Source organism: Caulobacter sp. SSI4214 (assembly GCF_012184455.1).
GTDB classification, from domain to species: Bacteria; Pseudomonadota; Alphaproteobacteria; order Caulobacterales; family Caulobacteraceae; genus Caulobacter; species Caulobacter vibrioides_E.
In genome coordinates, this window is sequence record NZ_SZWJ01000009.1 from 1 (window position 1) to 21611 (window position 21611).

The window sequence follows — 21611 nt, forward strand, 5'->3', positions numbered from 1 at the left end:
CACGCCTTCAGCGGCGATGCCGCGTGAGGATGAAATCCCGTGACTCTAGATCGGCGCGCCCGCGTCCTCCACCGGCCCGAACACCCTCTGGAAGCTGGCCCTCAGGGCCGCGTCGGCCTCGTCCATCGTCACGGGCAGGCCCAGGTCCACCAGGCTGGTCACGCCATGCTCGGTCTGGCCACAGGGCACGATGCCGGAGAAGTGGCCAAGGTCCGGCTCCACGTTCAGGCTGATCCCGTGGAAGCTGACCCACTTGCGCAGCTTCACGCCGATCGCCGCGATCTTGTCCTCGCGGCTCCAGCCCGCGCCCTTGCGCTCGACCCAGACGCCGACGCGGCCGTCGCGCAGCTCGCCGGTGACGTTGAAGGCGGCCAGGGCGTCGATGATCCAGGCCTCCAGGGCCGCGACGAAGGCGCGCACGTCGCGGCCGCGCTTCGTCAGGTCCAGCATCACATAGGCCACGCGCTGGCCGGGGCCGTGATAGGTGAACTGGCCGCCGCGCCCGCTTTCGAACACCGGAAAGCGGTCCGGCTCGATCAGGTCCGAGGCCTTGGCCGAGACGCCGGCCGTATAGAGCGGCGGGTGCTCCAGAAGCCAGATCAGCTCGCCCGCCGTTCCGTCGGCGATGGCGGCGGCCCGGGCCTCCATGGCGGCAACGGCTGCCGGGTAGGGGACGTAGTCGGTCGAAACCGCCCACGCCACCGGCGCGGCGTCTTCGCGCCCCATGATCGGAAGCCCAATATTTTCAGCGCTTAACGGGAGAGCAAGCATGTGGCCCTAATCTTGCGATCGAAACACGGCGACTGGTCGGTCGCGCGCGTTTCAGTTTCAGGGACCTTACTTCGTGAGCCAGGTCAACGCCGTCAATGTCGAGATCTCCGTCCTGCTGGGGCGCTCGATCCTCCCCATGCAGCAACTGCTGCGCATGGGCCGCGGCGCGGTGATCCCGCTGGACGCCAAGACCAATGACGAGGTCTGGATCCTGGCCAACAACCACCCGATCGCCCGCGGCGAGATCCAGATCAGCGACGACCGCATCGCCATCCAGGTCACCCGGGCGGCCGACGTCTATGACTACATGGCGGGCGGGGCGTAATTCGCCGCGGCGGGTAAGTTCGCGATCGGCGAACTTCCGACTTCCCAAAGCCGATTCAGTTTGCTACCTGCCGCCCCTCACCACGAGCGGTCGTGGCGGAATTGGTAGACGCGCAGCGTTGAGGTCGCTGTGGGGCAACCCGTGGAAGTTCGAGTCTTCTCGACCGCACCAAGGTGAAAAGAAATAGAGCGCTCCCGGGGTTTTCGACTCGTCTGGGGCGCTCTAATCGTTTCTGGCCCCGGTTTCGCGCCCTGATTTCGCGTTCGGGGCCGCCTCACCGGACCACGGCGACGAACCCAACGCTCCAAGAGCTCAGGAGGCCCCCATGACCCGGGACACCGCCGAACTGACCAAAGAGGCGCTGGACGACATTCCGCTGGCCAAGACCGAGACGCCCGAGGAGCTGGAAGACCTGGCCCTGGGCGACGACTACGCCCTCAATCCCGACTATGTCGACATGGTGATCGACGCCGTCGACAGCGGCGACCTGAAGCGCCTGCGCGAGCTGGTGACGGCGCTGGAGCCGGCCGACGTCGCCGACCTGATGGGCTTCCTGACCGCCGACTACCGCGAGGACGTGATCCCGCTGCTCGACCCCGAGGCGCTGGGCGAGATCATCTCGGAGATGGACGAGAACCTGCGCGAGGAAGTGCTGGAGGCCACGCCGTCGGTGACCCTGGCCCGAGCGCTGGAGGAACTGGACACCGACGACGCCGCCGACGTCATCGACGACCTGGACGAAACCAAGCGCTTCCAGGTGCTGGCCGCCATGGGCGAGACCGATCGCGCGGCCATCGAGACGACGCTGTCCTACGAGGACGAGACCGCCGGCCGCCTGATGCAGCGCGAGTTCCTGGCCGCGCCGGAATTCTGGACCGTCGGCCAGACGATCGATCACGTCCGTGACGCCGGCGACCAACTGCCCGAGCTGTTCTTCGACGTCTACGTGGTCGATCCGACCTTCAAGCCGGTGGGCGCGATCCCGATCAGCATCCTGCTGCGCAGCCGCCGCGAGACGCCGCTGGCCGAGCTGATGGAGGCGGCGACCGAAATCGATGTCGGCATGGACCAGGAAGAGGTCGCCTACATCTTCGACAAGTACCACCTGATCAGCGCGCCGGTCATCGATCCGGGCGGCCGTCTGGTGGGGCAGATCACCGTCGACGACATCGTCGAGGTCATCCGCGACGAGGCCCAGGAGGACATCCTGGCCCTGGCCGGCGTGTCCGACGCCGGCCGCGACGCCAGCGTTCAGGAGATCGTCCGTTCGCGGCTGCCTTGGCTGCTGCTCAATCTCGTGACCGAGACCATCGCCGTCTCGGCCATCGCCATCTTCCAGGACCAGATCGCCAAGCTGGTGGCCCTGGCCGTGCTGATGCCGATCGTCTCGTCTTTGGGCGGCAACGCCGGCACACAGACCCTGGCCGTGGCCGTCCGCGCCCTGGCGAGCAAGGAGCTGACCGCCGCCAACGCTCGCCGGATCATCGTGCGCGAGGTGCTGGTGGGCCTGATGAACGGGGTGGCGCTGGCCATCGTCATGGGCCTGGCGACGTTCCTATTCTACCACAATGGACGTCTGGCGATCACCGTGGGCGTGGCGCTGATCGTCAACATCTTCATCGCCGCGCTGGGCGGCATCCTGGCGCCGCTGGCCCTGGAGAAGATGGGACGCGACCCGGCCGTGTCCTCGTCGATCTTCGTGACCTTCCTGACGGACTTCATGGGCTTCCTGGCGGTGCTGCTGATCGCGGCGCTGCTGATGGGCTGAGCTTGAGCGGAGGGGCCTTTTCCGGGCCGCTTCGCTCGACGCGGGAAACTGGCGCCGACCTTGCGCCGAGACAGGCGAACGCATCCGCGTCTGTCTCAAACTGGGTCAAACTCCGCGATGAAACCGCGCCATCAGGTCACCCGGACGGCCGTCGATCTCATCAAGAGATTCGAGGGCTACCGTCAGAAGGCCGCGCAGCTGCCCGATGGGCGCTGGACGGTCGGCTATGGCCACACCCTGACCGCTCGCGAGGGCGCCTCGGTCTCGGAAAAGGACGCCGAGGCCCTGCTGCTGTACGACCTGATCTCGGTCGCCCACTCGGTCAACGAGCACACCTACGCGCCGCTGAACCAGAACCAGTTCGACGCCCTGGTCTGCTTCGCCTTCAATATCGGGCTCGACAACTTCCTGCGCTCGGGCGTGCTGCGCCGGATCAACGAAGGCTCGCTGCTGCAAGCCGCGTGCGCCATGGAGATGTGGCGCAAGGCCGATTTCGAGGGCGAGCGGATCGTCATCGACGCCCTGGTGCGCCGTCGCGCCGCCGAGAAGACCCTGTTCCTGACCCCAGCCAACGGCGAATGGGTGCCCGCGCCCAGCCCGGTGCTGCGGCCCAAGGTCGACTACGACGCCAGCTGCGCGGTGCCCAAGCAGACGCCTATGGCCGTCAGCACCCGCACCGAGGGCGACCGCGTCGTCGCCGAGCGCGAGGATGGCCTGCCGCTGAACGTCGTCGTCCCGGAAGAGGACGGCCCCACCGCCACGGAGCAGTCGGCCGCCGCCGTCAGCGCGCGCCTGGGCGCCATCCTGGCCGACGAGGAACCCGTCGCGGCGACCAAGCCCGCCGCGCGTCAGGACGATCTGGGCCTGCCGGAGCCACCGGCGCCGGTCCAGCCGGCCGCCGCCGAACCCGCGCCCACGCTTTTCGAGGAGGCGCCGCCGCCCCCCGTCGAGCCCGCGCCGACCCCGGTCGAGTTCACGCCGTTTCGCCTGACGCCGCCCCCGGCGGAAGAGGTCGAAAAGCCCGCTCCGGTCGAGGCCTTCGCGCCCGCGCCGGCGCCGAGCGAACCGACCCTGTTCTCCGGTCCGAGCCGCGGTCCGTCGGTCTTCAATCTCGACGGCTTCTCGACCAGCGACGACACGGTCGATCTTCGCCCGATGGACGTGCCCTTGGTCGAGGCCGAGCAGCCGCGCTTTGGCAACAACAGCCTGCTGATCAGCCTGGGCATTCTGGGTCTGGCGCTGTTTGGCGGCGGGGTGCTGTGGATCCTGACCGTCGCCGCCGGTTCGGACAGCAATGTGAAGCTGTTCGGCTATGGCGCCAGCATGGTCGGCGCCATCTGCTTCGTGGTCTCGGCCTACCTTCTGCTTCGCCGCCTCGCCGGTCCCGATAAGAGCGACGAAGAATAGTTTTCTTTGCTTCCCTAGGGGAACTTGAGCAAGAACGCCCGCAAGGTTCAGCGCCTTGCGGGCGTTCGTGCTAAGGGAGGACGTATGAGCACCAATTTCGCACCCTCGATGGACTTCGCGCTCGGTGACACGGCCGACGCGATCCGCGAAACCACGGCCCGCTTCGCCGCCGACAAGATCGCGCCGCTGGCCGCCCGTATCGACGAGACCAACGCCTTTCCGCGCGAGCTATGGGTCCCGATGGGCGAGCTGGGCTTGCACGGCATTACCGTCGAGGAAGAGTTCGGCGGTCTGGGCCTTGGCTATCTCGAGCACGTGGTGGCGATGGAGGAGATCTCCCGCGCCTCGGCCTCGGTGGGCCTAAGCTACGGCGCGCACTCGAACCTCTGCGTCAACCAGATCCGCCGCTGGGCGACGCCCGAGCAAAAGAAGCGCTACCTGCCCAAGCTGATCAGCGGCGAGCACGTCGGCTCCCTGGCCATGAGCGAGGCCGGTTCGGGATCGGACGTGGTCTCGATGAAGCTGAGAGCCGAACAGCGCGGCGACCGCTATATCCTCAACGGCACGAAGTTCTGGATCACCAACGCCCCGCACGCCGACACCCTGGTGGTCTACGCCAAGACCGGCGAGGGCAGCCGCGGGATCACCGCCTTCCTCGTGGAGAAGGGCATGAAGGGCTTCAGCGTCTCAAAGAAGCTGGACAAGATGGGGATGCGCGGATCGGACACCGCCGAGCTGGTGTTCGAGGACTGCGAAATCCCGGAAGAGAACGTCATGGGCCCGGTCGGTGGCGGCGTCGGGGTGCTGATGAGCGGCCTGGACTACGAGCGCGCCGTACTCAGCGCCGGCCCGCTGGGCATCATGCAGGCCTGCCTCGACATCGTCCTGCCCTATGTCCGCGACCGCAAGCAGTTCGGCCAGCCGATCGGTTCGTTCCAGCTGATGCAGGGCAAGATCGCCGACATGTACGTGGCCCTGAACTCGGCCCGGGCCTATGTCTACGCCGTGGCGCGGGCCTGTGACGCGGGCAAGACGACGCGCTTCGACGCGGCCGGCGCGATCTTGATGGCGTCCGAGAACGCCGTGAAGGTGTCGTTGGAAGCCATCCAGGCCCTGGGCGGGGCGGGCTACACCAAGGAATGGCCGGTCGAACGGCTGCTGCGCGACGCCAAGCTCTACGACATTGGCGCCGGCACCAACGAAATCCGCCGTTACCTGATCGGCCGGGAGCTGATCGGCGCCTGAAGCCCGACGACCACATGAAAAAGGGCCGCCCCGATCGCTCGGGACGGCCCTTCCATCGTCGTGGCCACTTTCGCAGCGTGTGACTTGAAACCTCTGGCGCTCAACGCCTTAGGCGGAGACCTCGCTCGTCAGGCTCCAGGTCACGACTTGCGACCGCGGTTGGAGACAATGAGACACTGGATCACCTCCTTTCAGTAGTTGAACAACACCAGGAGAATATGGGCCTGTTTTCTCGCTTGAAAAGAGGAAACCGACCGCGACGCGGTGTCGCGCCGGGCGGGCTCAAATCGTCAGCAGGCGGAAGGCGATGATGATGGCGGCCCACAGCGCCACGGCCGCGCCGAGCGCGATGGGACGATGCAGGCTGAACCGACGCGTGACCGGCGTCGAACCATACCTTGGGTGAAACCGCGTTGTGGGCATTTCCGCGTGAGTCCTTCCCGATGGCCCCTCTGTCGGAGGCCTGAATCAAAGCGTATGACGAATTCTCGCCTGAGAGAAGAATTCCTTGAGAACCGCTAGGTTGCGACGCGCGAATTGTCGCGTCGGGGAGAAGAGCGAATGGCCACTTGGGATCCTGACGTCTACGCCCTCTATCGTCGCTACCGGGAACGGCCGGCTCTGGACCTGCTGACCGCGATCCCTGGCGACTTGAAGCCTCGCGAGATCTGGGATCTGGGCTGCGGCCTTGGCGAGCAGGCCGCGTTGCTGGCCGCCCGCCATCCCGAAGCGCGCGTGCGGGGGCTCGACTCCAGTCCCGAGATGCTGGAGCGGGCGAAGAGGCTTTCGGCGCGAGTTGAATGGGTGCTGGGCGACCTGGCCGGCTTCGCGCCCGAAACGCCGGCGGACCTGATCTTCTCGAACGCGGCCCTGCAGTGGGTGGACGATCACCCGGTGCTGATCCCGCGCCTCGTCGCGGCCCTGGCGGAGGGCGGCGTGCTGGCCGCTCAGATGCCGGTGGTCGACGGGCTGGGCTGGCGCGCCAGTCTGGCCGAGATCGCCGCATCGGGGCCGTGGGCCAAGCGCTTTTCGGGGATCGAAGGCGTGCGCGCCGCGCACGATCCGGCCGACTACTACGGTTGGTTGGCGCCCAGCTGTGCGGAGATCGACATCTGGACGACCACCTATCTGCACGCCTTGCACGGCCAGGATCCGATCGTCGACTGGACCATGGGCACAACCCTGCGCCCCTATCTCGACGCTCTGCCGGACGACGAGAAGCCAGCCTTCCTCGACGCCTGGCGGGCGCGTCTTTCGCGCGACTATCCGCGTCGCGAGGACGGGGTGACGCTGTTTCCGTTCAAGCGGTTGTTCATTCTGGCGCGCAAGGGGTGAGAGGTCACCGCGTCGCCGGGCCGGCCCGCTGCTCAGCCAGGCTGGGACGGCGCCGCAGGCCGGTCACCGGGCGGTTCAAAGCGTCCAGCGTCAGGCTGGCGGCGACATAGCCGGCCTTCACCGCCGGCTCGAAGGCGCGCCAGTCGCGAATATCGATGCCTTCCAGCTTGGGGGTGATCAGCACGTCGCTGGCCTCGCGCGAAGCGGCCAGGTCGCGGCCGGTGGTGACGGTCGCGGCTCGCATCAGCAGCGCCACGATCGGCGGTCCCTTGCGCCAGTCGCCCGAGGCGATCCAGCTCCAGATCGAAGGTGGGCGATAGACGTCATCGCTGGTGATGCTGCGGCCTCGCGTGACGTCGACGCCGACGATGGGGCCCAGCTGGAACGATCGCATCACATCGGCGGGGAAATTCTTCATCACGGCGCCGTCGACCAGCACCTGGCCGTGGTCGGTGGCCGGCGGCAGCACGCCCGGCAGCGAGATCGACGCTCGCAGCGCGTTCCGCAGTCCGCCGGTGCGGTGCAGCTGATAGGTTCCCGAGGTCAGATTCGACGAGACGCAGAAGAACGGCAGCCACAGGTCGCTGATCTCGACCTCGGCGAAATGCTCGGCGAGACGCTGGTCGACCTTTTCGCCGCGCGTCATGGCGATCAGCGGGAAGGCGATGTCGTCCAAAGGGCTGGTGTCGACGAAGGCCCGGCGGATGCGGGTCTCCATCTCGCCGTCGTCCCAGCCCATGGCGATGCCGGCGGCCACGATGGCGCCCATCGAGGCGCCGCCGACGAAGTCGATCGGCACGCCGCGTTCGCGCAGGGCCTGGACCGCGCCGACATGCGCGTAGGCGCGGGCCCCGCCGCCCGAGAGGACCAGACCCACCGACTGGCCGGTCATCACCCGCGCCAGCCGCTGCATGTCGGCCAGACCGTTCTCGCGCAGATGGAAGAGGCGCGCGGCCTGGGTGGCGGCTACCCAGGCCTCGGAGCCTTGGGGGCGCTCGGCGCGCGCCGACTGGAGAAGGATCAGATCGACCAGCCGTCGTTCCTGCAACGGGCCGGAGGCGTAGGTCGGCGCCAGAGATGGCGGCGGACGGTCGCCCCGTCCGACGCGGAACAGGCGGTCGACCTGACGGCCGACGATATGCTTCCAGGCGGTCTCGTCGGCTTCGGCGACATAGAGCACGAAGTCGTGGCCGCGTTCGACATTGCTGAACCACTCGGTCGGCGCGTGGGCCGACTCGCCGCCCTCGACGGTGACCGAATAGCCCAGGGCCTCGATGCAGCGGGCCAGGCGCTCGACGATCGGCCGGATCGCCGCGCCAGGCTCCACGGCGATGAAGCCATAGACCGACGGGTCGCCGATCGCCGCGTGGGACCGCGCCTGCCGGGCGCGGCGGAGCATCAGCCGCGACAGTTCCAGCATCACGCTCGGATCGTCCTCGGCGGCGGCGAAGAAGTCGCGCCGGGGCAGGGCCAGCACCTCGCTGTCGCGCAGCGCCACCATCTCCGCCGAGTGGACCGTGCCATCGACCAGCGCCATCTCGCCCGCGGGCTCGCCAGGACGGATCACGCCCAGGAACAGCGGCTCCTGGCCCTCGTCGCGGCGAAAGGCTCCCAGGCGACCGGTCTTGAGGAAGAAAAGCTGGTCGGCGGCGTCCCCTGGTTCAAACAGTGTCGCGCCGCCAGGCAGCGAGAACCACGCCGCCGCGCCCTCGCGCCATTGCTTGGCGAACAGGCGCGCGAGGGCCGTATCGTCGTTCAGCGAGGTTTCCACGCGCCGGACGCTAGCGTGAAGCGCAAGGCTTGACCACGGGGGAGCGTTGCGGCGCAATTGTTGATCGCCAACCCAAAATGGTCGAGAACGGTTTTGGCCCTGAATCTTCGTGGTAAGGGTCCAAAAAACTCACACTTCCTGGATTGGGTGGAAAAGGCTAAGCGTCGGTCATGCCGAAGTTGCACTCCGTTATCGACGCGTCCGGCGAAACCTTCGCCCGCAACGCCGCGCACAACCGGGCCCTGGTGGCGGATCTGCGCGCGAAGGTCGCCCAGGCCGCGCTGGGCGGCCACGAAAGCGCCCGCGAGCGCCATTCGGCGCGCGGCAAGCTGCTGCCGCGTCAGCGGGTCGAGCGTCTGCTGGATCCGGGTTCGCCCTTCCTGGAGATCGGCCAACTGGCCGCTTGCGACCTCTATGACGGCGAGGCGCCGGGGGCGGGGATCATCTGCGGCGTCGGCCGGGTGTCGGGCCGGGAGGTGATGATCGTCGCCAACGACGCCACGGTGAAGGGCGGCGCCTACTTCCCGATGACGGTCAAGAAGCACCTGCGCGCCCAGGAGATCGCGCAGCAGAACCGCTTGCCGTGCGTCTATCTGGTCGACAGCGGCGGCGCGAACCTGCCGCACCAGGCCGAGGTCTTCCCCGACCGCGACCACTTCGGCCGCATCTTCTTCAACCAGGCGCGGATGAGCGCGGCGGGCATCGCCCAGATCGCCTGCGTCATGGGCTCGTGCACCGCCGGCGGCGCCTATGTGCCGGCCATGAGCGACGAGACGGTGATCGTCCGCAATCAAGGCACCATCTTCCTGGCGGGCCCGCCGCTGGTGAAGGCCGCCACGGGCGAGGTGATCAGCGCCGAGGAGCTGGGCGGGGCCGAGACCCACGGTCGCCGGTCGGGCGTGGTCGATCACGTGGCCGAGAACGACGAGCACGCGCTGGAGATCGTCCGCTCGATCGTCGCCAATCTGAACACCACCAAGCCCGAGCCCCTGGTTCTCGCCGATCCCGAGCCGCCGCTGTACGACCCCGAGGAGCTGTACGGCATCGTGCCGACAGACGTCCGCGCGCCCTACGACATTCGCGAGGTCATCGCGCGCATCGTCGACGGCAGCCAGTTCGACGAGTTCAAGGCGCTGTACGGCACGACCCTGGTCTGCGGCTTCGCCCGCATCTGGGGTCAGCCCGTGGCGATCCTGGCCAACAACGGGGTGCTGTTCAGCGAGAGCGCCGTCAAGGGCGCGCACTTCATAGAACTCGCCTGCAAGCGCAAGATTCCGCTGGTGTTTCTGCAGAACATCTCGGGCTTCATGGTCGGCGGCAAGTACGAGGCCGGCGGCATCGCCAAGGACGGGGCCAAGCTGGTTACGGCCGTGGCCTCGGCCGAAGTCCCCAAGTTCACCGTCCTGATCGGCGGCAGCTTCGGGGCCGGCAACTACGGCATGTGCGGCCGCGCCTATAGCCCGCGCTTTCTGTTCACCTGGCCTAATAGCCGCATTTCCGTGATGGGCGGCGAGCAGGCGGCCAGCGTTTTGGCCACCGTCCACCGCGACGCCGCCAAGTGGACTCCCGAGGAGGCGGAAGCCTTCAAGGCGCCGATCCGGCAGCGCTACGAGGACGAGGGCAATCCCTATCACGCCACGGCGCGCCTCTGGGATGACGGGATCATTGATCCGGCTCAAACCCGGGACGTGCTGGGTCTGGCCATCTCGGCCAGTCTCAACGCTCCGATCCCCGAAACGACCTTCGGCGTTTTCCGGATGTAGCTCCACGGAAGGACCCCCGCCCATGACCAATCCCATCGCCGATCCCATCGTCGAGGTCGCCGACACCGATACGATGAGCCCGCTGGTCCATGTGGAGAGCACGCCGGAAGGCGCGGTCACCGTCTGGATCAACCGGCCCGACAAGAAGAACGCTTTCGACGCCGAGACCATCGCGGCGCTCCGCCAGGCCTTCGAGACCCTGCACGGCGCCGAGGGCGTGCGGATCGTGTTCCTGCGCGGCGTCGGCGGCGTGTTCAGCGCCGGGGCCGACCTGGCCTGGATGGGCGACGCCATCGAGTGGGACGAGGACGACAACCGCCAGGACGCCCTGGAGCTGGCCCACATGCTCAAGGCGCTGCACGATATTCCGGCCCTGACCGTGGCCCTGGTCGAAGGTCCAGCCTTCGGCGGCGGCGCCGGCCTAGTGGCCGCCTGCGATCACGCTCTGGCCCTGGTCGACGCGAAGTTCGCGTTCTCTGAAGTCAAGCTGGGCCTGACCCCGGCGACCATCAGCCCCTACGTCATCCAGGCCCTGGGGCCGCGCACGGCCAAGCTGCTGTTCGCCACCGGTCGGGTGTTCGACGCCGACGACGCCTGGGGCTACGGCCTGGTCGACGAGGTCTTCGAGGACGTCGCCAGCCTTGAGGTCGCGCGCGACGCGCTGATCGAGGAGATGGCGCCGTGCGCGCCCGGCGCGATCGGTGACGCCAAGGCGCTGGTCAACGACTTCGCTGGCCAGAAAATCGACAAAGGCCTGATCGAGGAGAGCGCGCGCCGCATCGCTCGCCGGCGGGTGTCGGAAGAAGGTCAGGAAGGCGTGCGAGCCTTTCTGGCGCGCCGCAAGCCGTCGTGGTCTGAATAGGCTTCATCCTGAGCGGGGCGGAACGTCGAAAGCACGCGGCTTCGGCGTTCCCAAGGCTCGAAACCTGGGGGAAATCCCGGCCTCGCGGTCGGGTTTTGGGGGAACGGCATGACCGCGGCGGATCTGGATACGGCGGCGGCGGACTCGGCCACGAGCTTCGTCCGTCCCAAGAAACATCCGTTCACTCACAAGGGCGAGCCCTGCAAGAATTGCGGCGCGGCCTTGGAGGGATGGTGGTGCCATGAGTGCGGCCAGAACGCCGACACCCATCACCGCTCGATCCTGCATCTGATCTGGGAGGTCATCGAGGGTCTGTTCCACCTCGACGGCCGCCTGGCCAGCACCTTGCCGCTGCTATTCTTCAAGCCGGGCAAGCTGGCCAAGGACTACATGGAAGGTCGGATCGTCCGGCACGTGCCGCCGTTCCGGACCTTCCTGGTCTCGCTGCTGCTGTTCATCTTCGCCGCCGAGCACGCGATCCACGGCATTCGCCATGAGCAAGAGCTCAAGGAAGAGAAGGAAGCCGCCGCTCTGGCGACGCCCGAGGGCCGCAAGGCCAAGGCCGACGAGATGCGCAAGGAGGCCAAGGAAGGTCGCGACGAGCGGCTGGCCGACGCGGCCGAGACGCGCGACGACGACTTGAAGGAAGAGGGCGCGAAGAAGGACGAGATCCTCGCGACCTATAATGATACGGCCCGCAAGGCCGAGGCGCGCTACGGCCAAGAATTGAGCATGGCCGATGCGTTGGAGAAGAACCCCAAGGCCGGCGAGGAAGCGCTGGCCAAGCTTCACGGCCGCGGCGCGGTGGTCGCCGAGCAGATCCGGGGACTGGACCTCGCCACGCCGGATACGATCGAGGCGGGCGCCAACAAGATCGCGGACGCTCAGATCCCGGGGCAACATACGGTGGTCGTCGCGCCGAACGCCGAGACGGCCGCGCCCAAGCCGGCCGGCGAGGGCGAGCAGGCCGCTGAGACGGACTCCCTCAAGAACAAGTGGAAGGAAAACGTCGCCAAGGCCGTCGCCAATCCGGAATATTTCCTGATGGTGATGTTCGGCTGGGCGCATCGCCTGGCGGTGCTGCTGTTGCCGATCACGGGCCTTAGCCTCGCGCTCGTCTATGTGAACAAGCGCCAGTACTTCATCTATGACCATCTGCTGGTGGCCACGAACCTGTTGTCGTTTTCGTTCCTGGTCTATGCGGTCTGTATGGTGCTGCCGCGGTCGGCCTGGCCGATCGCCTTCCTGGTCGCCGGCCTGTGGGGGCCGATCAACCTCTTCCAGACCCTTCGCGGCGGCTATGGCTCGAGCATCATCGGGGCGCTGCTCAAGACCTGGGTCATCTGGACGATCGGCGTGACGTCCTTCGGCGTTCTGCTGGCGGGTCTGATGCTCTTTTCCCTTTCCCAGTTGTAGGTTTCGCCTTGATCTCCTCCGTCCTGATCGCCAACCGCGGCGAGATCGCCCGACGCATCATCCGCACCGCCCGCGAGCTGGGCGTGGCGACGATCACCGTCTATTCGGAAGCCGACGCGAATGCTCCGTTCGTGCTGGAGGCCGACGCCGCGATCCTGATCGGTCCGGCGCCGGCCAAGGACAGCTATCTCGATCCGAAGAAGATCCTGGCGGCCGCCAAGCAGATGGGCGCCGAAGCCATCCATCCCGGCTATGGCTTCCTGTCGGAGAACGCCGACTTCGCCCAGTCGGTGCTCGACGCGGGCCTCGTCTGGATCGGCCCGCCGCCGTCGGCAATCCGCGCCATGGGCCTGAAGGACGCCGCCAAGAAGGTGATGATCGAAGCCGGCGTACCGACGACGCCGGGCTATCTGGGCGAGGACCAATCGGCCGAGCGCCTGACCGCCGAGGCGGCCAAGATCGGCTATCCGGTCCTGATCAAGGCCGTGGCGGGCGGCGGCGGCAAGGGGATGCGCAAGGTCGCCCGCGCCGAGGACTTCGAGGCTGCTCTGGGATCATGCCGCCGCGAGGCCGCCGCCAGCTTCGGCGACGACCGCGTGTTGCTGGAGAAGTACGTCGCCCGGCCGCGCCATATCGAGGTGCAGGTGTTCGGCGACAGCCATGGCAATGTCGTCCACCTGTTCGAACGCGACTGCTCGTTGCAGCGTCGCCACCAGAAGGTCATCGAGGAGGCCCCGGCTCCCGGCATGGACGAGGCCACGCGCCAAGCCGTCTGCGCCGCCGCCGTCAAGGCCGCCAAAGCGGTGGGCTATGTCGGCGCCGGAACGGTCGAGTTCATCGCCGACGCCTCCGAGGGCCTGCGCGCCGACCGCATCTGGTTCATGGAGATGAACACGCGGCTGCAGGTCGAGCACCCGGTCACCGAGATGGTCACCGGCCAGGACCTGGTCGAGTGGCAGCTTCTCGTGGCTTCGGGCGAACCGCTGCCGCTGGAGCAGGATGAGATCACCCTCGACGGCTGGGCGATGGAGGCGCGTCTCTATGCCGAGAACCCGGCGACCGGCTTCCTGCCCTCGACCGGCAAGCTGAAGCACTTCCGTCTGCCCGAGGGCGACGTGCGCGTCGACAGCGCGGTCGAGGAGGGCGGGGAGGTCACGCCCTTCTACGATCCGATGATCGCCAAGCTGATCGCTCACGGCGCCGACCGCGAGGACGCCGCCGCGCGCCTGGCCGAAGCCTGCGCCCTGGTCGAGGTCTGGCCGGTCAAGACCAACGCCGCCTTCCTGGCCAAGTGCGCCAGCCATCCCGACTTCGTGGAGGGCGCGGTCGACACCGGCTTTATCGAGGCGCGGTTGGACGAACTGACCGAGCGCGTTTTCACCGACGAGCCGGCCATGGCCGCGATCGGCTGGCGGCTGGACAGCTTCCTGGAAGCCGAGGCGCGTCGCGATCCGTGGGAAAGCGCGCCGTCCAAACTGTTGGGCTTCCGGATGAACGGCCCCCGCGCGCCGATGCATCTGCCGATGTCGGTCGACGGCAAGCCCGCGCCGCTGCGCGTGGCCCTGCTGGGCGGTGGGACCGAGGATTGGTCCTGGGACATCCGCCGCGCCGACGGCTCGACGTTCGATGAGGTCACGCGCCTCCCGACGACCTACGGCAAGGGCCCGATCCAGGTGTTCGAGGGCGGAGACGTCCAGGAGTTCGATTTCGTGGCCAAGGTCGGCGGTGCGGGCGAGGGGGCGGCCTCGGACGGCGCGATCCTGTCGCCGATGCCGGGCAAGATCGTCTCGGTCGCCGTCACGGCGGGTCAGGCCGTCGCCAAGGGACAAGTGCTGTTGACCCTGGAAGCGATGAAGATGGAGCACGCCCTGGCGGCGCCGTTCGACGGCGTCGTGGCGGAGCTGTCGGTCACCGCCGGCGGCCAGGTCAGCGAGGGCGTGGTGCTGGCGAAGCTGGAGGCCAGCACCTGAGAGTTCATAGCGCCTAGAGCGCGTTAGGTTTAAGCGTGAGCGGCTGAACCGCTCGAACGCGCTCTAAATGTTTGAATTTAGGGCCTGTTTATCCGCTTCAAATGATTCCATTTGAAGCGGATAGGCTCTAGCCGTTCGGCGCGCCCAGCGCCGCCACCGCGGTCTCGAACAGCGGCCTTCGGTCCCCGCAGCGCGCCATGGCCCGCGCGTTGCGGGTCTTTTCGAAGAGGTCGATATAGGCGTCGGCCACCGGCGTGATCCGATAAGCCCAGACGGCGTCGGCCAGGGCTTCTGGATCAGGCGTGGGCGCGTGGAGCTGGGCGGTCATCGCCGCCGCCATGCCATCGACATCGCCGGGGCGAACGACCTCGCCATGCGTCATGCTCCAGAGTAGGTCGCGGACAGCCGGGGTGCAGTCCGTGGCGACGACGGGACGGCCGCGTCCCAGGGCCTCGATGATCACCGCGCCGAAGCCTTCGTGCCACGAGCTCAGCAGCAGCATCCGCGCCTTGTCCAGCCAGGGACCGATGTCGGCGGCGTAGCCTTCGAACGAGACGCGATCGGCGACGCCCAGGGCATGAGCGAGCGCGCCTAGGTCCTCGCGCAAGGGGCCGTCGCCCACGAAAGCCAGTCGCGCCTCGGGGTCTTGAACCTTGGCGAAGGCCTTCAACGCGACGTCGTACCCCTTTTCCGGCGCCAGGCGACCCGCGGCGACGATGAGCTTCCCGGTCGCGGGCGACGTCGGACGCGTGTCGTCGTCCAGCGCCGGCAAAGGGATGGCGGAGGCGATCCGCCGACCCAGAAGGCGATTGGTCTGGGCCAGGGTGTAGGGCGACAGCGTCACCATCGCGTCGGCGTCGCGAAGCCGCCGCCGGGCACCGATCTCGAACGCCCACTGACGCAGGCCCCGCCGCCCACGGCGGAAGATCGGCGAGCTGACCTGGGCCACGATCGTCGGGCGATTCTCGCCCAGATGCCGACCGACGGCGCGACCGATAGACCAGTGGAAGTTGCCGGGGATGAACAGGATGTCGGCGGGCTGGCGGCGCAGATGCTGCGCGACGGCCTTGCCCAACCGGCCGCGCGATCCGCGTCCGCGCGGAATGGCCGGCGCGCATTCGACCACCTCGACGGTCTCGCCAGCCAAGCCGGCTTGGGGGCCGGTGGCGGACCCGCAAAGCAAGGTCACCGCATGGCCCGCCTCCGCCCAGGCGTTGACCAGGCGCAGGGCCACCCGCTCGGTGCCGCCCAGCGACAGGTCGTGCAGTACGACCAGAATCGACAGCCGATGTCCTGGGCTTCGACGGTCGGGACCGGCGCCGGTCATCTTTCTATTCCCCTCATCGAAACGGGTTTCCATCAGACGGCCTGGGCTTCGCGCGGCGCGGACGGGGCCTGCGCCCAGAGCGCGCCGCTCAGCAGCGCCATGGTCAGGATCGCCTGAACCACGACGCACGGGCCGATCGCCTCCTGGCCCCAGACGGGCAGGGCGGTCGCCAGAAGGAGGACAAGGCCGAAGCTTCCGGCCAAGTTCATACCCGCCGAGAGACCGGGACGGCCCAGGGCCGTCAGCGCCGCGCTCAGGGGCGGAGCGCACAACAGGATCGTCCGCGCGGTGGCCAGCCACGGCATCAAGCCGCCAGCCGACGCGAAGCGCTCGCCGCCGATCAGGGCGGCTAGGGCGCCGCCGAACAGGCCGAAGGCGCCGCAGATCGGGATCGCGACGGCCATGGCCAAGCCGCTCGCTCGCGCGATCGTGGAGATCACGAGGCCCGTCTGGCCGCGCGCCGCCAGCTTGGCCAGCTCGGCGAAAGCGGCCTGGCCCAGGCTTTGGGCGGGCTGGGAAATGACGATCGTGGCGCGTTGGGCTATGGCGAAGAGGCCCGCGGCGGCAGGTCCGCCAAACCAGCCGACGGCTAGCGGCGTCACGCGCGCGGCCAGTTCGGCGAAGGTGACGTCGGCGTTCGCGCCCAGCATGAAGCGCAGAAGGCCAGGGTTTTCCGTCCTGACTCCGCGCGGGTCGATGCGAAGCGAACGCCAGCGTAGGGCTCGCGGGGCGGTGGCGAAGGCCATGATCCACATCACCGCCCATTCCAGGATCGCGGCGACCAGCCATGCCCATAGGAAGCCTACGAGGCCCCAGTGGCCGGCCCAAACGATCAGAGCTCCGATCAGGCGCGCGACCGGCGGGACCAGGCTGTGGGCGCCGAGCAGGTCGAAACGGCCGGTCACCTGGAGATAGCCCGCGGCGGTGGCGCGGACGGAGGCCAGAACCGCCAGGCTGTAAGGCGCGCTGAGCGCGATCGCTTGCGGCGTCCAGCCCAGGCGGGCTCCCACCCAGGGCGCCAGCAAGGCGGCCGCGATAACCGCGACCACGCCGCACGCCAACTCCAGCATGGCGGCGAACTTCAGCAGTCGCGCCAAGCGCTCTTCGTCGCCGGCCAGGAGAGCCTGGGCGCCGTAGCGCACCACGGCGTGCCAGCCGGGGAACTCGATGATCCCCGCGACGGTCAGGATGTAGGTGTGGACGAGGACCAGGATCCCATAGTCGGTCGGGCCCAAGGCGTGCGCGGCCAGGGCCATGTAAACCACGCTGACCACGCCGGCGCCGGCTTTGCCGCTCAGAAGGCGCGCGGCGTTTCCGAAGATCCCGCGCAGAATCCGCCGATCACCCGTCACGGCGGGAGACTATCAGCTGGCGAACTGGGACGTCGTCGGAGGAAAAGCGCGACCGCATACGAGGTTGACGGCGCCGTGCGCCGGCAACCTTACCCGTGATTTGAAATGCTCCAACGGCGTCAGGTCTTCCGACCGCGCGTCAGCGAGGCCAGCGCGACCGCCAGGCCTTTGGGCGAGCCCTTCAGCCATTTGGCGTCGATCAAGGTCACGGGGCCGCAGGCGGCCAGGGTGTGGCGGCCGCGATGATAGCGGCCGGCATTGATCGGCGGTTTGAGGATCGGCGAGGTCTCGGCCTCGAAACGGTCCGGCGTCAGGACGTTGACGACCAGCAGCCGCAGGTCGCCGCCATAGGTTCGGGTGCAGTCCTGAACCGGCAGATGCAGCCGACCGTCGTGGACAAACGGCGTGCCGCCCGGACGGCTGCTGGCCAGATCGACCCGCACCGGATTGCCCGGATGGGTGCGCCAGGGGCCCTCGATGCGGTCGGCATAGGCCAGATGCAGCTTGCCTTGCTTGTCGCGCTGAGACCCCGTCGGAGAATAGGCCATCCACCAGCGATCCTCCCAGCGGAACAGGGTCGGGTCGATGGCCGGGGTGTCGAAGGCGATCTTCGTGACCGGCTCCCAGACGTCGGGAAAGCGCCGCGCGCGGTAGAGGGTGAAGGTTCCCGACCGGAAGGCCTCCGGCGTCATCCAGGTCTCGCCCTCGGCCTCGGTGATCATGGGGTAGGATAGGTGCCAGGGTTCGCGGAGCACGGTCTGGCGGCTGACTGGCCGAAAGTCGGCGTCCAGCTCGAGGTGGTCGATCACGCCGTGCCGCGTGCGATAATCATAGGCCTCGGCGAACAGATGCAGCCGGCCGTCGCGCCAGACGCCGAAGGGGTCGGCCAGGAAGGTGAAGTCCGGCTCCTCGGGCAGCCAGCGCACGGGGGCTTCGTGGAGGCCGCCGGCCGAGGCGATCGCCTGGATGGGTCGTTCGATGACGCCGACGCGCCAGATGTCCGAGAAGATGGGCATGGCCTGGGCTAGCCCGGCGGCGAGCCGGTTGGCAAGGTCGTCCAAAAGAAACCGCCGCCGCGGAGCGCCCCCCACAAGGCGTCCGAAACGGCGGCGAAGGCCTCGCGGCCGACCGCGCCCTGGTGAAGCGCGACCTGAAGCATGGATAACGCCGTCATGCGAGGCGTCGAACGCTTTCGCCCGCGGGGCGAGCCCGGCGTCGCCGCGCCCCGTTGCCTTGCCGCGCGGGCGCGCTATCTAGCCCGCATGGCTCTGCACATCATAAAGCTGGTCGTGGGCTGCGACACGATCGAGGACCTTCTGGAATGGCATAAGGACAAGAGCCAGCCCTGGGTCATGCACACCCGCATGACGCCCAAGCGGATCGATGAGGTTCTGGACGGCGGCTCGCTGTACCGCGTGTTCAAGGGACAGGTCCTGTGCCGCCAGAAAATCCTGGCGATCGATACGATCGGCTCCGGGCCCGCCTCGCGGTGCGAGGTGACCGTCGATCCGCCGATCATCCGCGTCGCGCCGCAGCCGCGTCGGGCGTTCCAGGGCTGGCGCTATCTCAAGCCCGAGGACGCGCCGCCCGATCTGACCGAGGCCGAGTCCGCCGACCTGCCGCCGGACCTCGCGCGGCAATTGAGAGAGCTGGGCGCCTGGTAGCGTTCGCGAGCTTTTTTGAATGGCGTCTCGGCGGTCTTCTTCTCAAGCCCCTGTAGAGCCTAAAGCGTCGGTCCGGTCTTTTCAGCCGACAGCCATGTTGTCGATCAGCCGCGTCTTGCCCAGCTTGGCGGCGATCAGGATCCGGCCCTTGGCCTGACCGATCGGACCGGGACCCAGGCGCGTCAGATCCCCGGCCTCGCGCACCTCGACATAGTCCACCGGATCAAAGCCCGCGGCCAGCAAGGCGGCCTTGGCCGCCTGCTCGGCCTCGTCGACGCGCCCGCCGGCGGCGACGGCGGCGGCGGCCGTCTTCATGGCGGCGGGCAAGGCGGTGGCGGCGGCCCGCTCCTCCGGAGAGAGGTAGGCGTTGCGCGAGGAGAGCGCCAAGCCATCCTCGGCGCGGGCCGTCGGCGCGCCGATGATCTCGATCGGAATGTCCAGATCGCGAGCCATGCGGCGGATCACCTGCAATTGCTGATAGTCCTTCTCGCCGAACACGGCGACGTCGGCCTGGCTCTGGATGAAGAGCTTGGCCACGACGGTGGCGACACCACCGAAGAACTGGGGTCGCGCCGCGCCTTCCAGCGGTTCCGAGACGCCCGACACCGTCACGGCCGTCGCGAATCCCGGGGCGTACATTTCTTCTCCGGACGGTGCGAACAGCAGGTCGCAGCCGACCGAGGTCAGCTTCTCGACGTCTGCGGCCTCGCCACGCGGATAGGCGTCGAAATCCTCATGCGGGGCGAACTGCTTGGGATTGACGAAGACGGTGGCGATCACGCGGTCGGCGCGGGTCTGGGCCAGGCGAACCAGCGACAGGTGGCCTTCGTGCAGGGCGCCCATGGTCGGGACCAGGGCCACGCGCTGGCCGTCCGCCTTCCAGGCTCGGACGTGTTCCCTCATCCGCGCGACGGTGCGGACGATGATCGGGCCGGTCATGCTGGGTCTCCAAGCGAACAGGCTTGGCTTATGACCGCCCCGCGCGGTCAGGTCCACCACCCCCATGCGGCGCCGTCGCGCGGAGGTGCGACAATTATGCCTGTGGATTGAACCGCTTGACCCCCTGGGGCGTCGGTAACATCGTGTTAACCTTCTGTCCAAGGTCGCGCGAGTCGCGACGCATGAAGGATCGATCCCATGGCCGAAACGCGCGTCATCGTCGTCGGCAACGAGAAGGGCGGGGCTGGCAAGTCCACCATCGCCGTGCATCTGGTCACGGCCTTGCTGTACGGCGGCGCCAAGGTCGCGGTGCTGGACCTTGACCTGCGTCAGCGCACCTCGGCTCGGTTCTTCGAGAACCGGCGCGCCTGGCTGGCCAGCAAGAAGCTGGATCTGCCGGAGCCCTTGGCCCTGAACCTCAGCGACAACGACGTCGCCCTGGCGGAGCGGTCGGAGGAAGAGCAGGTCGCCGGCTTCGAAGCGGCCTTCGCCAGGGGGCTCGAGACGTGCGACTTCGTGCTGATCGACACGCCCGGCGGCGACAGCGCCATCACGCGGCTGGCCCACGGCCGCGCGGACCTGGTCGTGACGCCGATGAACGACAGCTTCGTCGACTTCGACATGCTGGGCACGGTCGACCCGGTGACCATGGAACTGACCAAGCCCAGCCTCTATTCGCTGACGGTCTGGGAAGGCCGCAAGCAGCGCGCCCTGTCCGGCCAACGCCAGGCCATGGACTGGGTCGTCCTGCGCAATCGTCTGGCCACGACGGAAGCGCGGAACCGCAAGCGCCTTGAAGATCGCCTGACGGCCCTGGCCAAGCGGGTCGGCTTCCGGATCGGCCCCGGCCTGCGTGACCGCGTGATCTATCGCGAACTGTTCCCGTTCGGGCTGACCATCGCCGATCTGTCGCCTCAGGTTCGTCCCGTGCCGGTGTCGCTCCAGCATCTGGCGGCTCGCCAGGAGCTGCGCGCCCTGATGCATTCCCTGGGCCTGTCGAACTATTCGGGCGAGACCCTGCTGGCGGCGCAATAGGCGCTGCTCTAAGGTTCTCGCGGCGCGCTCCGCGGCTCAGGCTTAGCGGGCGATCTCGCCGCCCGTTCCGCGTTTGGTGCGCCGATGATTTACCTGTTGCTGGGTGTGGCCGCCTTGGCCTTGCTGCTATGGCCGCGCCGTCCGTTGCTCAAGGGCGATGGCTGGCGGGTAGGGGCGGGCGTCACCTCGATCATCGCCTTCGCCGGAGCCGGCTACGCGGCCGTGCGCGCCTCTTGGGAAATGGCCGCCGTGCTGGGCGTCGTCGGCTTGTGGAGCGCCACCGAGGCGCGCCGCCGGCCACAGATCCGCAAGGTCATGGCGCCGCCGCCCAAGAGCGAGCTCAGCCTGTCCGAGGCCCGCGCGATCCTCGGCGTCGGCCCCGAGGCGACCCTGGACGAGGTCCGCGCGGCCTATGCGCGGCTGATTCAGATGGCGCACCCCGACAAGGGCGGCACCGCTGGTCTGGCCGCGCAGCTGAACGCCGCGCGCGACCGTTTGATCAAGCGGCGCGGCTGAGCTAGGACTGACGCCATGATCAGTCGTGAACGCTTCTGGCGCCGCCGTTCCTCGGGCCCGACCTGCTCGGTATGACGCCCTGACACTTTTCAAGGCGAGCCAACCGCTCGGCGGAGCGGCGTGGCTCCAGGCGTCATTTCAATTC

At 68.1% G+C, this 21611-nt stretch carries 21 protein-coding genes and 1 tRNA gene; 14 read left to right on the top strand and 8 right to left on the bottom strand.

All coding sequences use genetic code 11. The features are described from left to right. Positions 1-45 precede the first annotated feature (45 nt). Positions 46-771 carry a lipoyl(octanoyl) transferase LipB gene (lipB, locus tag FCU40_RS04315; RefSeq protein ID WP_168073118.1) on the bottom strand — a complete coding sequence of 242 codons (726 nt, stop codon included), beginning with the start codon at positions 769-771 and terminating at the stop codon, positions 46-48. 73 nt (positions 772-844) lie between these two features. Here lipB and FCU40_RS04320 point away from each other — a divergent pair, with 73 nt between their 5' ends. The 5 genes from FCU40_RS04320 (at position 845) to FCU40_RS04340 (ending at position 5516) form a co-directional block, all read left to right on the top strand. Then, positions 845-1096, top strand: coding sequence for a FliM/FliN family flagellar motor switch protein (locus FCU40_RS04320; RefSeq protein ID WP_004619996.1), 252 nt, complete (start codon positions 845-847; stop codon positions 1094-1096). Between the two features lie 86 nt (positions 1097-1182). After that, a tRNA-Leu gene (locus FCU40_RS04325) sits at positions 1183-1267 on the top strand. Positions 1268-1421: 154 nt separating this feature from the next. Continuing rightward, positions 1422-2864 carry a magnesium transporter gene (gene mgtE, locus FCU40_RS04330; protein ID WP_004619998.1) on the top strand — a complete coding sequence of 481 codons (1443 nt, stop codon included), beginning with the start codon at positions 1422-1424 and terminating at the stop codon, positions 2862-2864. Positions 2865-2981: 117 nt separating this feature from the next. After that, positions 2982-4271 (top strand): lysozyme-family localization factor SpmX, encoded by a 1290-nt coding sequence (gene spmX, locus FCU40_RS04335; RefSeq protein WP_168073119.1) that lies wholly within the window; start codon positions 2982-2984, stop codon positions 4269-4271. A gap of 84 nt (positions 4272-4355) precedes the next feature. Further along, a complete protein-coding gene (locus FCU40_RS04340) occupies positions 4356-5516 on the top strand; it encodes an isovaleryl-CoA dehydrogenase (protein ID WP_168073120.1) in 1161 nt (386 codons plus the stop codon). A 108-nt stretch (positions 5517-5624) separates the two neighbouring features. Here FCU40_RS04340 and FCU40_RS04345 read toward each other — a convergent pair whose 3' ends face one another. Next, positions 5625-5711, bottom strand: coding sequence for a hypothetical protein (locus tag FCU40_RS04345; protein WP_106404377.1), 87 nt, complete (start codon positions 5709-5711; stop codon positions 5625-5627). An 87-nt stretch (positions 5712-5798) separates the two neighbouring features. Continuing rightward, positions 5799-5939 (bottom strand): hypothetical protein, encoded by a 141-nt coding sequence (locus FCU40_RS04350; RefSeq protein ID WP_168073121.1) that lies wholly within the window; start codon positions 5937-5939, stop codon positions 5799-5801. 138 nt (positions 5940-6077) lie between these two features. Between FCU40_RS04350 and FCU40_RS04355 the strand changes: the two genes are divergently transcribed. Then, complete coding sequence (locus tag FCU40_RS04355; RefSeq protein WP_168073122.1) at positions 6078-6851, top strand: methyltransferase domain-containing protein; 774 nt, start codon at positions 6078-6080, stop codon at positions 6849-6851. A gap of 4 nt (positions 6852-6855) precedes the next feature. On the opposite strand, the gene FCU40_RS04360 is transcribed toward FCU40_RS04355, so the two are convergent. Continuing rightward, on the bottom strand, positions 6856-8622 hold the full coding sequence (locus FCU40_RS04360; RefSeq protein ID WP_168073123.1) for a patatin-like phospholipase family protein: 1767 nt from the start codon (positions 8620-8622) through the stop codon (positions 6856-6858). A 170-nt stretch (positions 8623-8792) separates the two neighbouring features. On the opposite strand from FCU40_RS04360, the gene FCU40_RS04365 reads away from it, so the two are divergent. The 4 genes from FCU40_RS04365 (at position 8793) to FCU40_RS04380 (ending at position 14633) form a co-directional block, all read left to right on the top strand. Beyond that, a complete protein-coding gene (locus FCU40_RS04365; protein ID WP_168073124.1) occupies positions 8793-10385 on the top strand; it encodes a carboxyl transferase domain-containing protein in 1593 nt (530 codons plus the stop codon). Positions 10386-10407: 22 nt separating this feature from the next. Then, complete coding sequence (locus FCU40_RS04370) at positions 10408-11247, top strand: enoyl-CoA hydratase-related protein (protein WP_168073125.1); 840 nt, start codon at positions 10408-10410, stop codon at positions 11245-11247. 108 nt (positions 11248-11355) lie between these two features. Further along, positions 11356-12663 carry a DUF3667 domain-containing protein gene (locus FCU40_RS04375; RefSeq protein ID WP_168073126.1) on the top strand — a complete coding sequence of 436 codons (1308 nt, stop codon included), beginning with the start codon at positions 11356-11358 and terminating at the stop codon, positions 12661-12663. Between the two features lie 8 nt (positions 12664-12671). Next, positions 12672-14633, top strand: a complete 1962-nt coding sequence (locus FCU40_RS04380) for an acetyl/propionyl/methylcrotonyl-CoA carboxylase subunit alpha (protein WP_168073127.1) — start codon at positions 12672-12674, stop codon at positions 14631-14633. 127 nt (positions 14634-14760) lie between these two features. Here the strand turns inward: FCU40_RS04380 and FCU40_RS04385 are convergent, their stop codons facing one another. From FCU40_RS04385 to FCU40_RS04395, 3 genes are all read right to left on the bottom strand, one after another. Further along, positions 14761-15960: a glycosyltransferase gene (locus FCU40_RS04385; RefSeq protein ID WP_168073129.1), complete on the bottom strand. Its 1200-nt coding sequence runs from the start codon at positions 15958-15960 to the stop codon at positions 14761-14763. 32 nt (positions 15961-15992) lie between these two features. Then, a complete protein-coding gene (locus FCU40_RS04390; protein WP_168073131.1) occupies positions 15993-17312 on the bottom strand; it encodes a lipopolysaccharide biosynthesis protein in 1320 nt (439 codons plus the stop codon). Between the two features lie 119 nt (positions 17313-17431). Continuing rightward, entirely contained in the window at positions 17432-18328 is an 897-nt protein-coding gene (locus FCU40_RS04395; protein WP_175582058.1) for a formyl transferase, read from the bottom strand. Between the two features lie 246 nt (positions 18329-18574). Here FCU40_RS04395 and FCU40_RS04400 point away from each other — a divergent pair, with 246 nt between their 5' ends. After that, positions 18575-18976, top strand: coding sequence for a DUF1489 family protein (locus tag FCU40_RS04400; protein ID WP_035017330.1), 402 nt, complete (start codon positions 18575-18577; stop codon positions 18974-18976). An 81-nt stretch (positions 18977-19057) separates the two neighbouring features. On the opposite strand, the gene panC is transcribed toward FCU40_RS04400, so the two are convergent. Next, entirely contained in the window at positions 19058-19915 is an 858-nt protein-coding gene (panC, locus tag FCU40_RS04405) for a pantoate--beta-alanine ligase (RefSeq protein WP_168073133.1), read from the bottom strand. Between the two features lie 198 nt (positions 19916-20113). Between panC and mipZ the strand changes: the two genes are divergently transcribed. The 3 genes from mipZ to FCU40_RS04420 all read left to right on the top strand — a co-directional run bounded on the left by mipZ (position 20114) and on the right by FCU40_RS04420 (position 21541). Continuing rightward, the gene (gene mipZ / locus FCU40_RS04410; RefSeq protein WP_004620020.1) at positions 20114-20950 is read left to right on the top strand and encodes a division plane-positioning ATPase MipZ; all 837 of its coding nucleotides are present in this window, start codon (positions 20114-20116) and stop codon (positions 20948-20950) included. 84 nt (positions 20951-21034) lie between these two features. After that, on the top strand, positions 21035-21466 hold the full coding sequence (locus FCU40_RS04415) for a molecular chaperone DnaJ (protein ID WP_168073135.1): 432 nt from the start codon (positions 21035-21037) through the stop codon (positions 21464-21466). A gap of 15 nt (positions 21467-21481) precedes the next feature. Then, complete coding sequence (locus FCU40_RS04420; RefSeq protein ID WP_106404378.1) at positions 21482-21541, top strand: hypothetical protein; 60 nt, start codon at positions 21482-21484, stop codon at positions 21539-21541. The last annotated feature ends 70 nt before the right edge of the window (positions 21542-21611 follow it).

What these genes read in the sequence shown, in the direction of transcription:
- lipB (WP_168073118.1), bottom strand. Translation starts at nt 771, where the DNA reads ATGCTTGCTCTCCCGTTAAGCGCTGAAAATATTGGGCTTCCGATCATG.
- mgtE (WP_004619998.1), top strand. Translation starts at nt 1,422, where the DNA reads ATGACCCGGGACACCGCCGAACTGACCAAAGAGGCGCTGGACGACATT.
- spmX (WP_168073119.1), top strand. Translation starts at nt 2,982, where the DNA reads ATGAAACCGCGCCATCAGGTCACCCGGACGGCCGTCGATCTCATCAAG.
- FCU40_RS04340 (WP_168073120.1), top strand. Translation starts at nt 4,356, where the DNA reads ATGAGCACCAATTTCGCACCCTCGATGGACTTCGCGCTCGGTGACACG.
- FCU40_RS04350 (WP_168073121.1), bottom strand. Translation starts at nt 5,939, where the DNA reads ATGCCCACAACGCGGTTTCACCCAAGGTATGGTTCGACGCCGGTCACG.
- FCU40_RS04355 (WP_168073122.1), top strand. Translation starts at nt 6,078, where the DNA reads ATGGCCACTTGGGATCCTGACGTCTACGCCCTCTATCGTCGCTACCGG.
- FCU40_RS04365 (WP_168073124.1), top strand. Translation starts at nt 8,793, where the DNA reads ATGCCGAAGTTGCACTCCGTTATCGACGCGTCCGGCGAAACCTTCGCC.
- FCU40_RS04370 (WP_168073125.1), top strand. Translation starts at nt 10,408, where the DNA reads ATGACCAATCCCATCGCCGATCCCATCGTCGAGGTCGCCGACACCGAT.
- FCU40_RS04375 (WP_168073126.1), top strand. Translation starts at nt 11,356, where the DNA reads ATGACCGCGGCGGATCTGGATACGGCGGCGGCGGACTCGGCCACGAGC.
- FCU40_RS04385 (WP_168073129.1), bottom strand. Translation starts at nt 15,960, where the DNA reads ATGACCGGCGCCGGTCCCGACCGTCGAAGCCCAGGACATCGGCTGTCG.
- FCU40_RS04395 (WP_175582058.1), bottom strand. Translation starts at nt 18,328, where the DNA reads ATGCCCATCTTCTCGGACATCTGGCGCGTCGGCGTCATCGAACGACCC.
- FCU40_RS04400 (WP_035017330.1), top strand. Translation starts at nt 18,575, where the DNA reads ATGGCTCTGCACATCATAAAGCTGGTCGTGGGCTGCGACACGATCGAG.
- panC (WP_168073133.1), bottom strand. Translation starts at nt 19,915, where the DNA reads ATGACCGGCCCGATCATCGTCCGCACCGTCGCGCGGATGAGGGAACAC.
- mipZ (WP_004620020.1), top strand. Translation starts at nt 20,114, where the DNA reads ATGGCCGAAACGCGCGTCATCGTCGTCGGCAACGAGAAGGGCGGGGCT.
- FCU40_RS04415 (WP_168073135.1), top strand. Translation starts at nt 21,035, where the DNA reads ATGATTTACCTGTTGCTGGGTGTGGCCGCCTTGGCCTTGCTGCTATGG.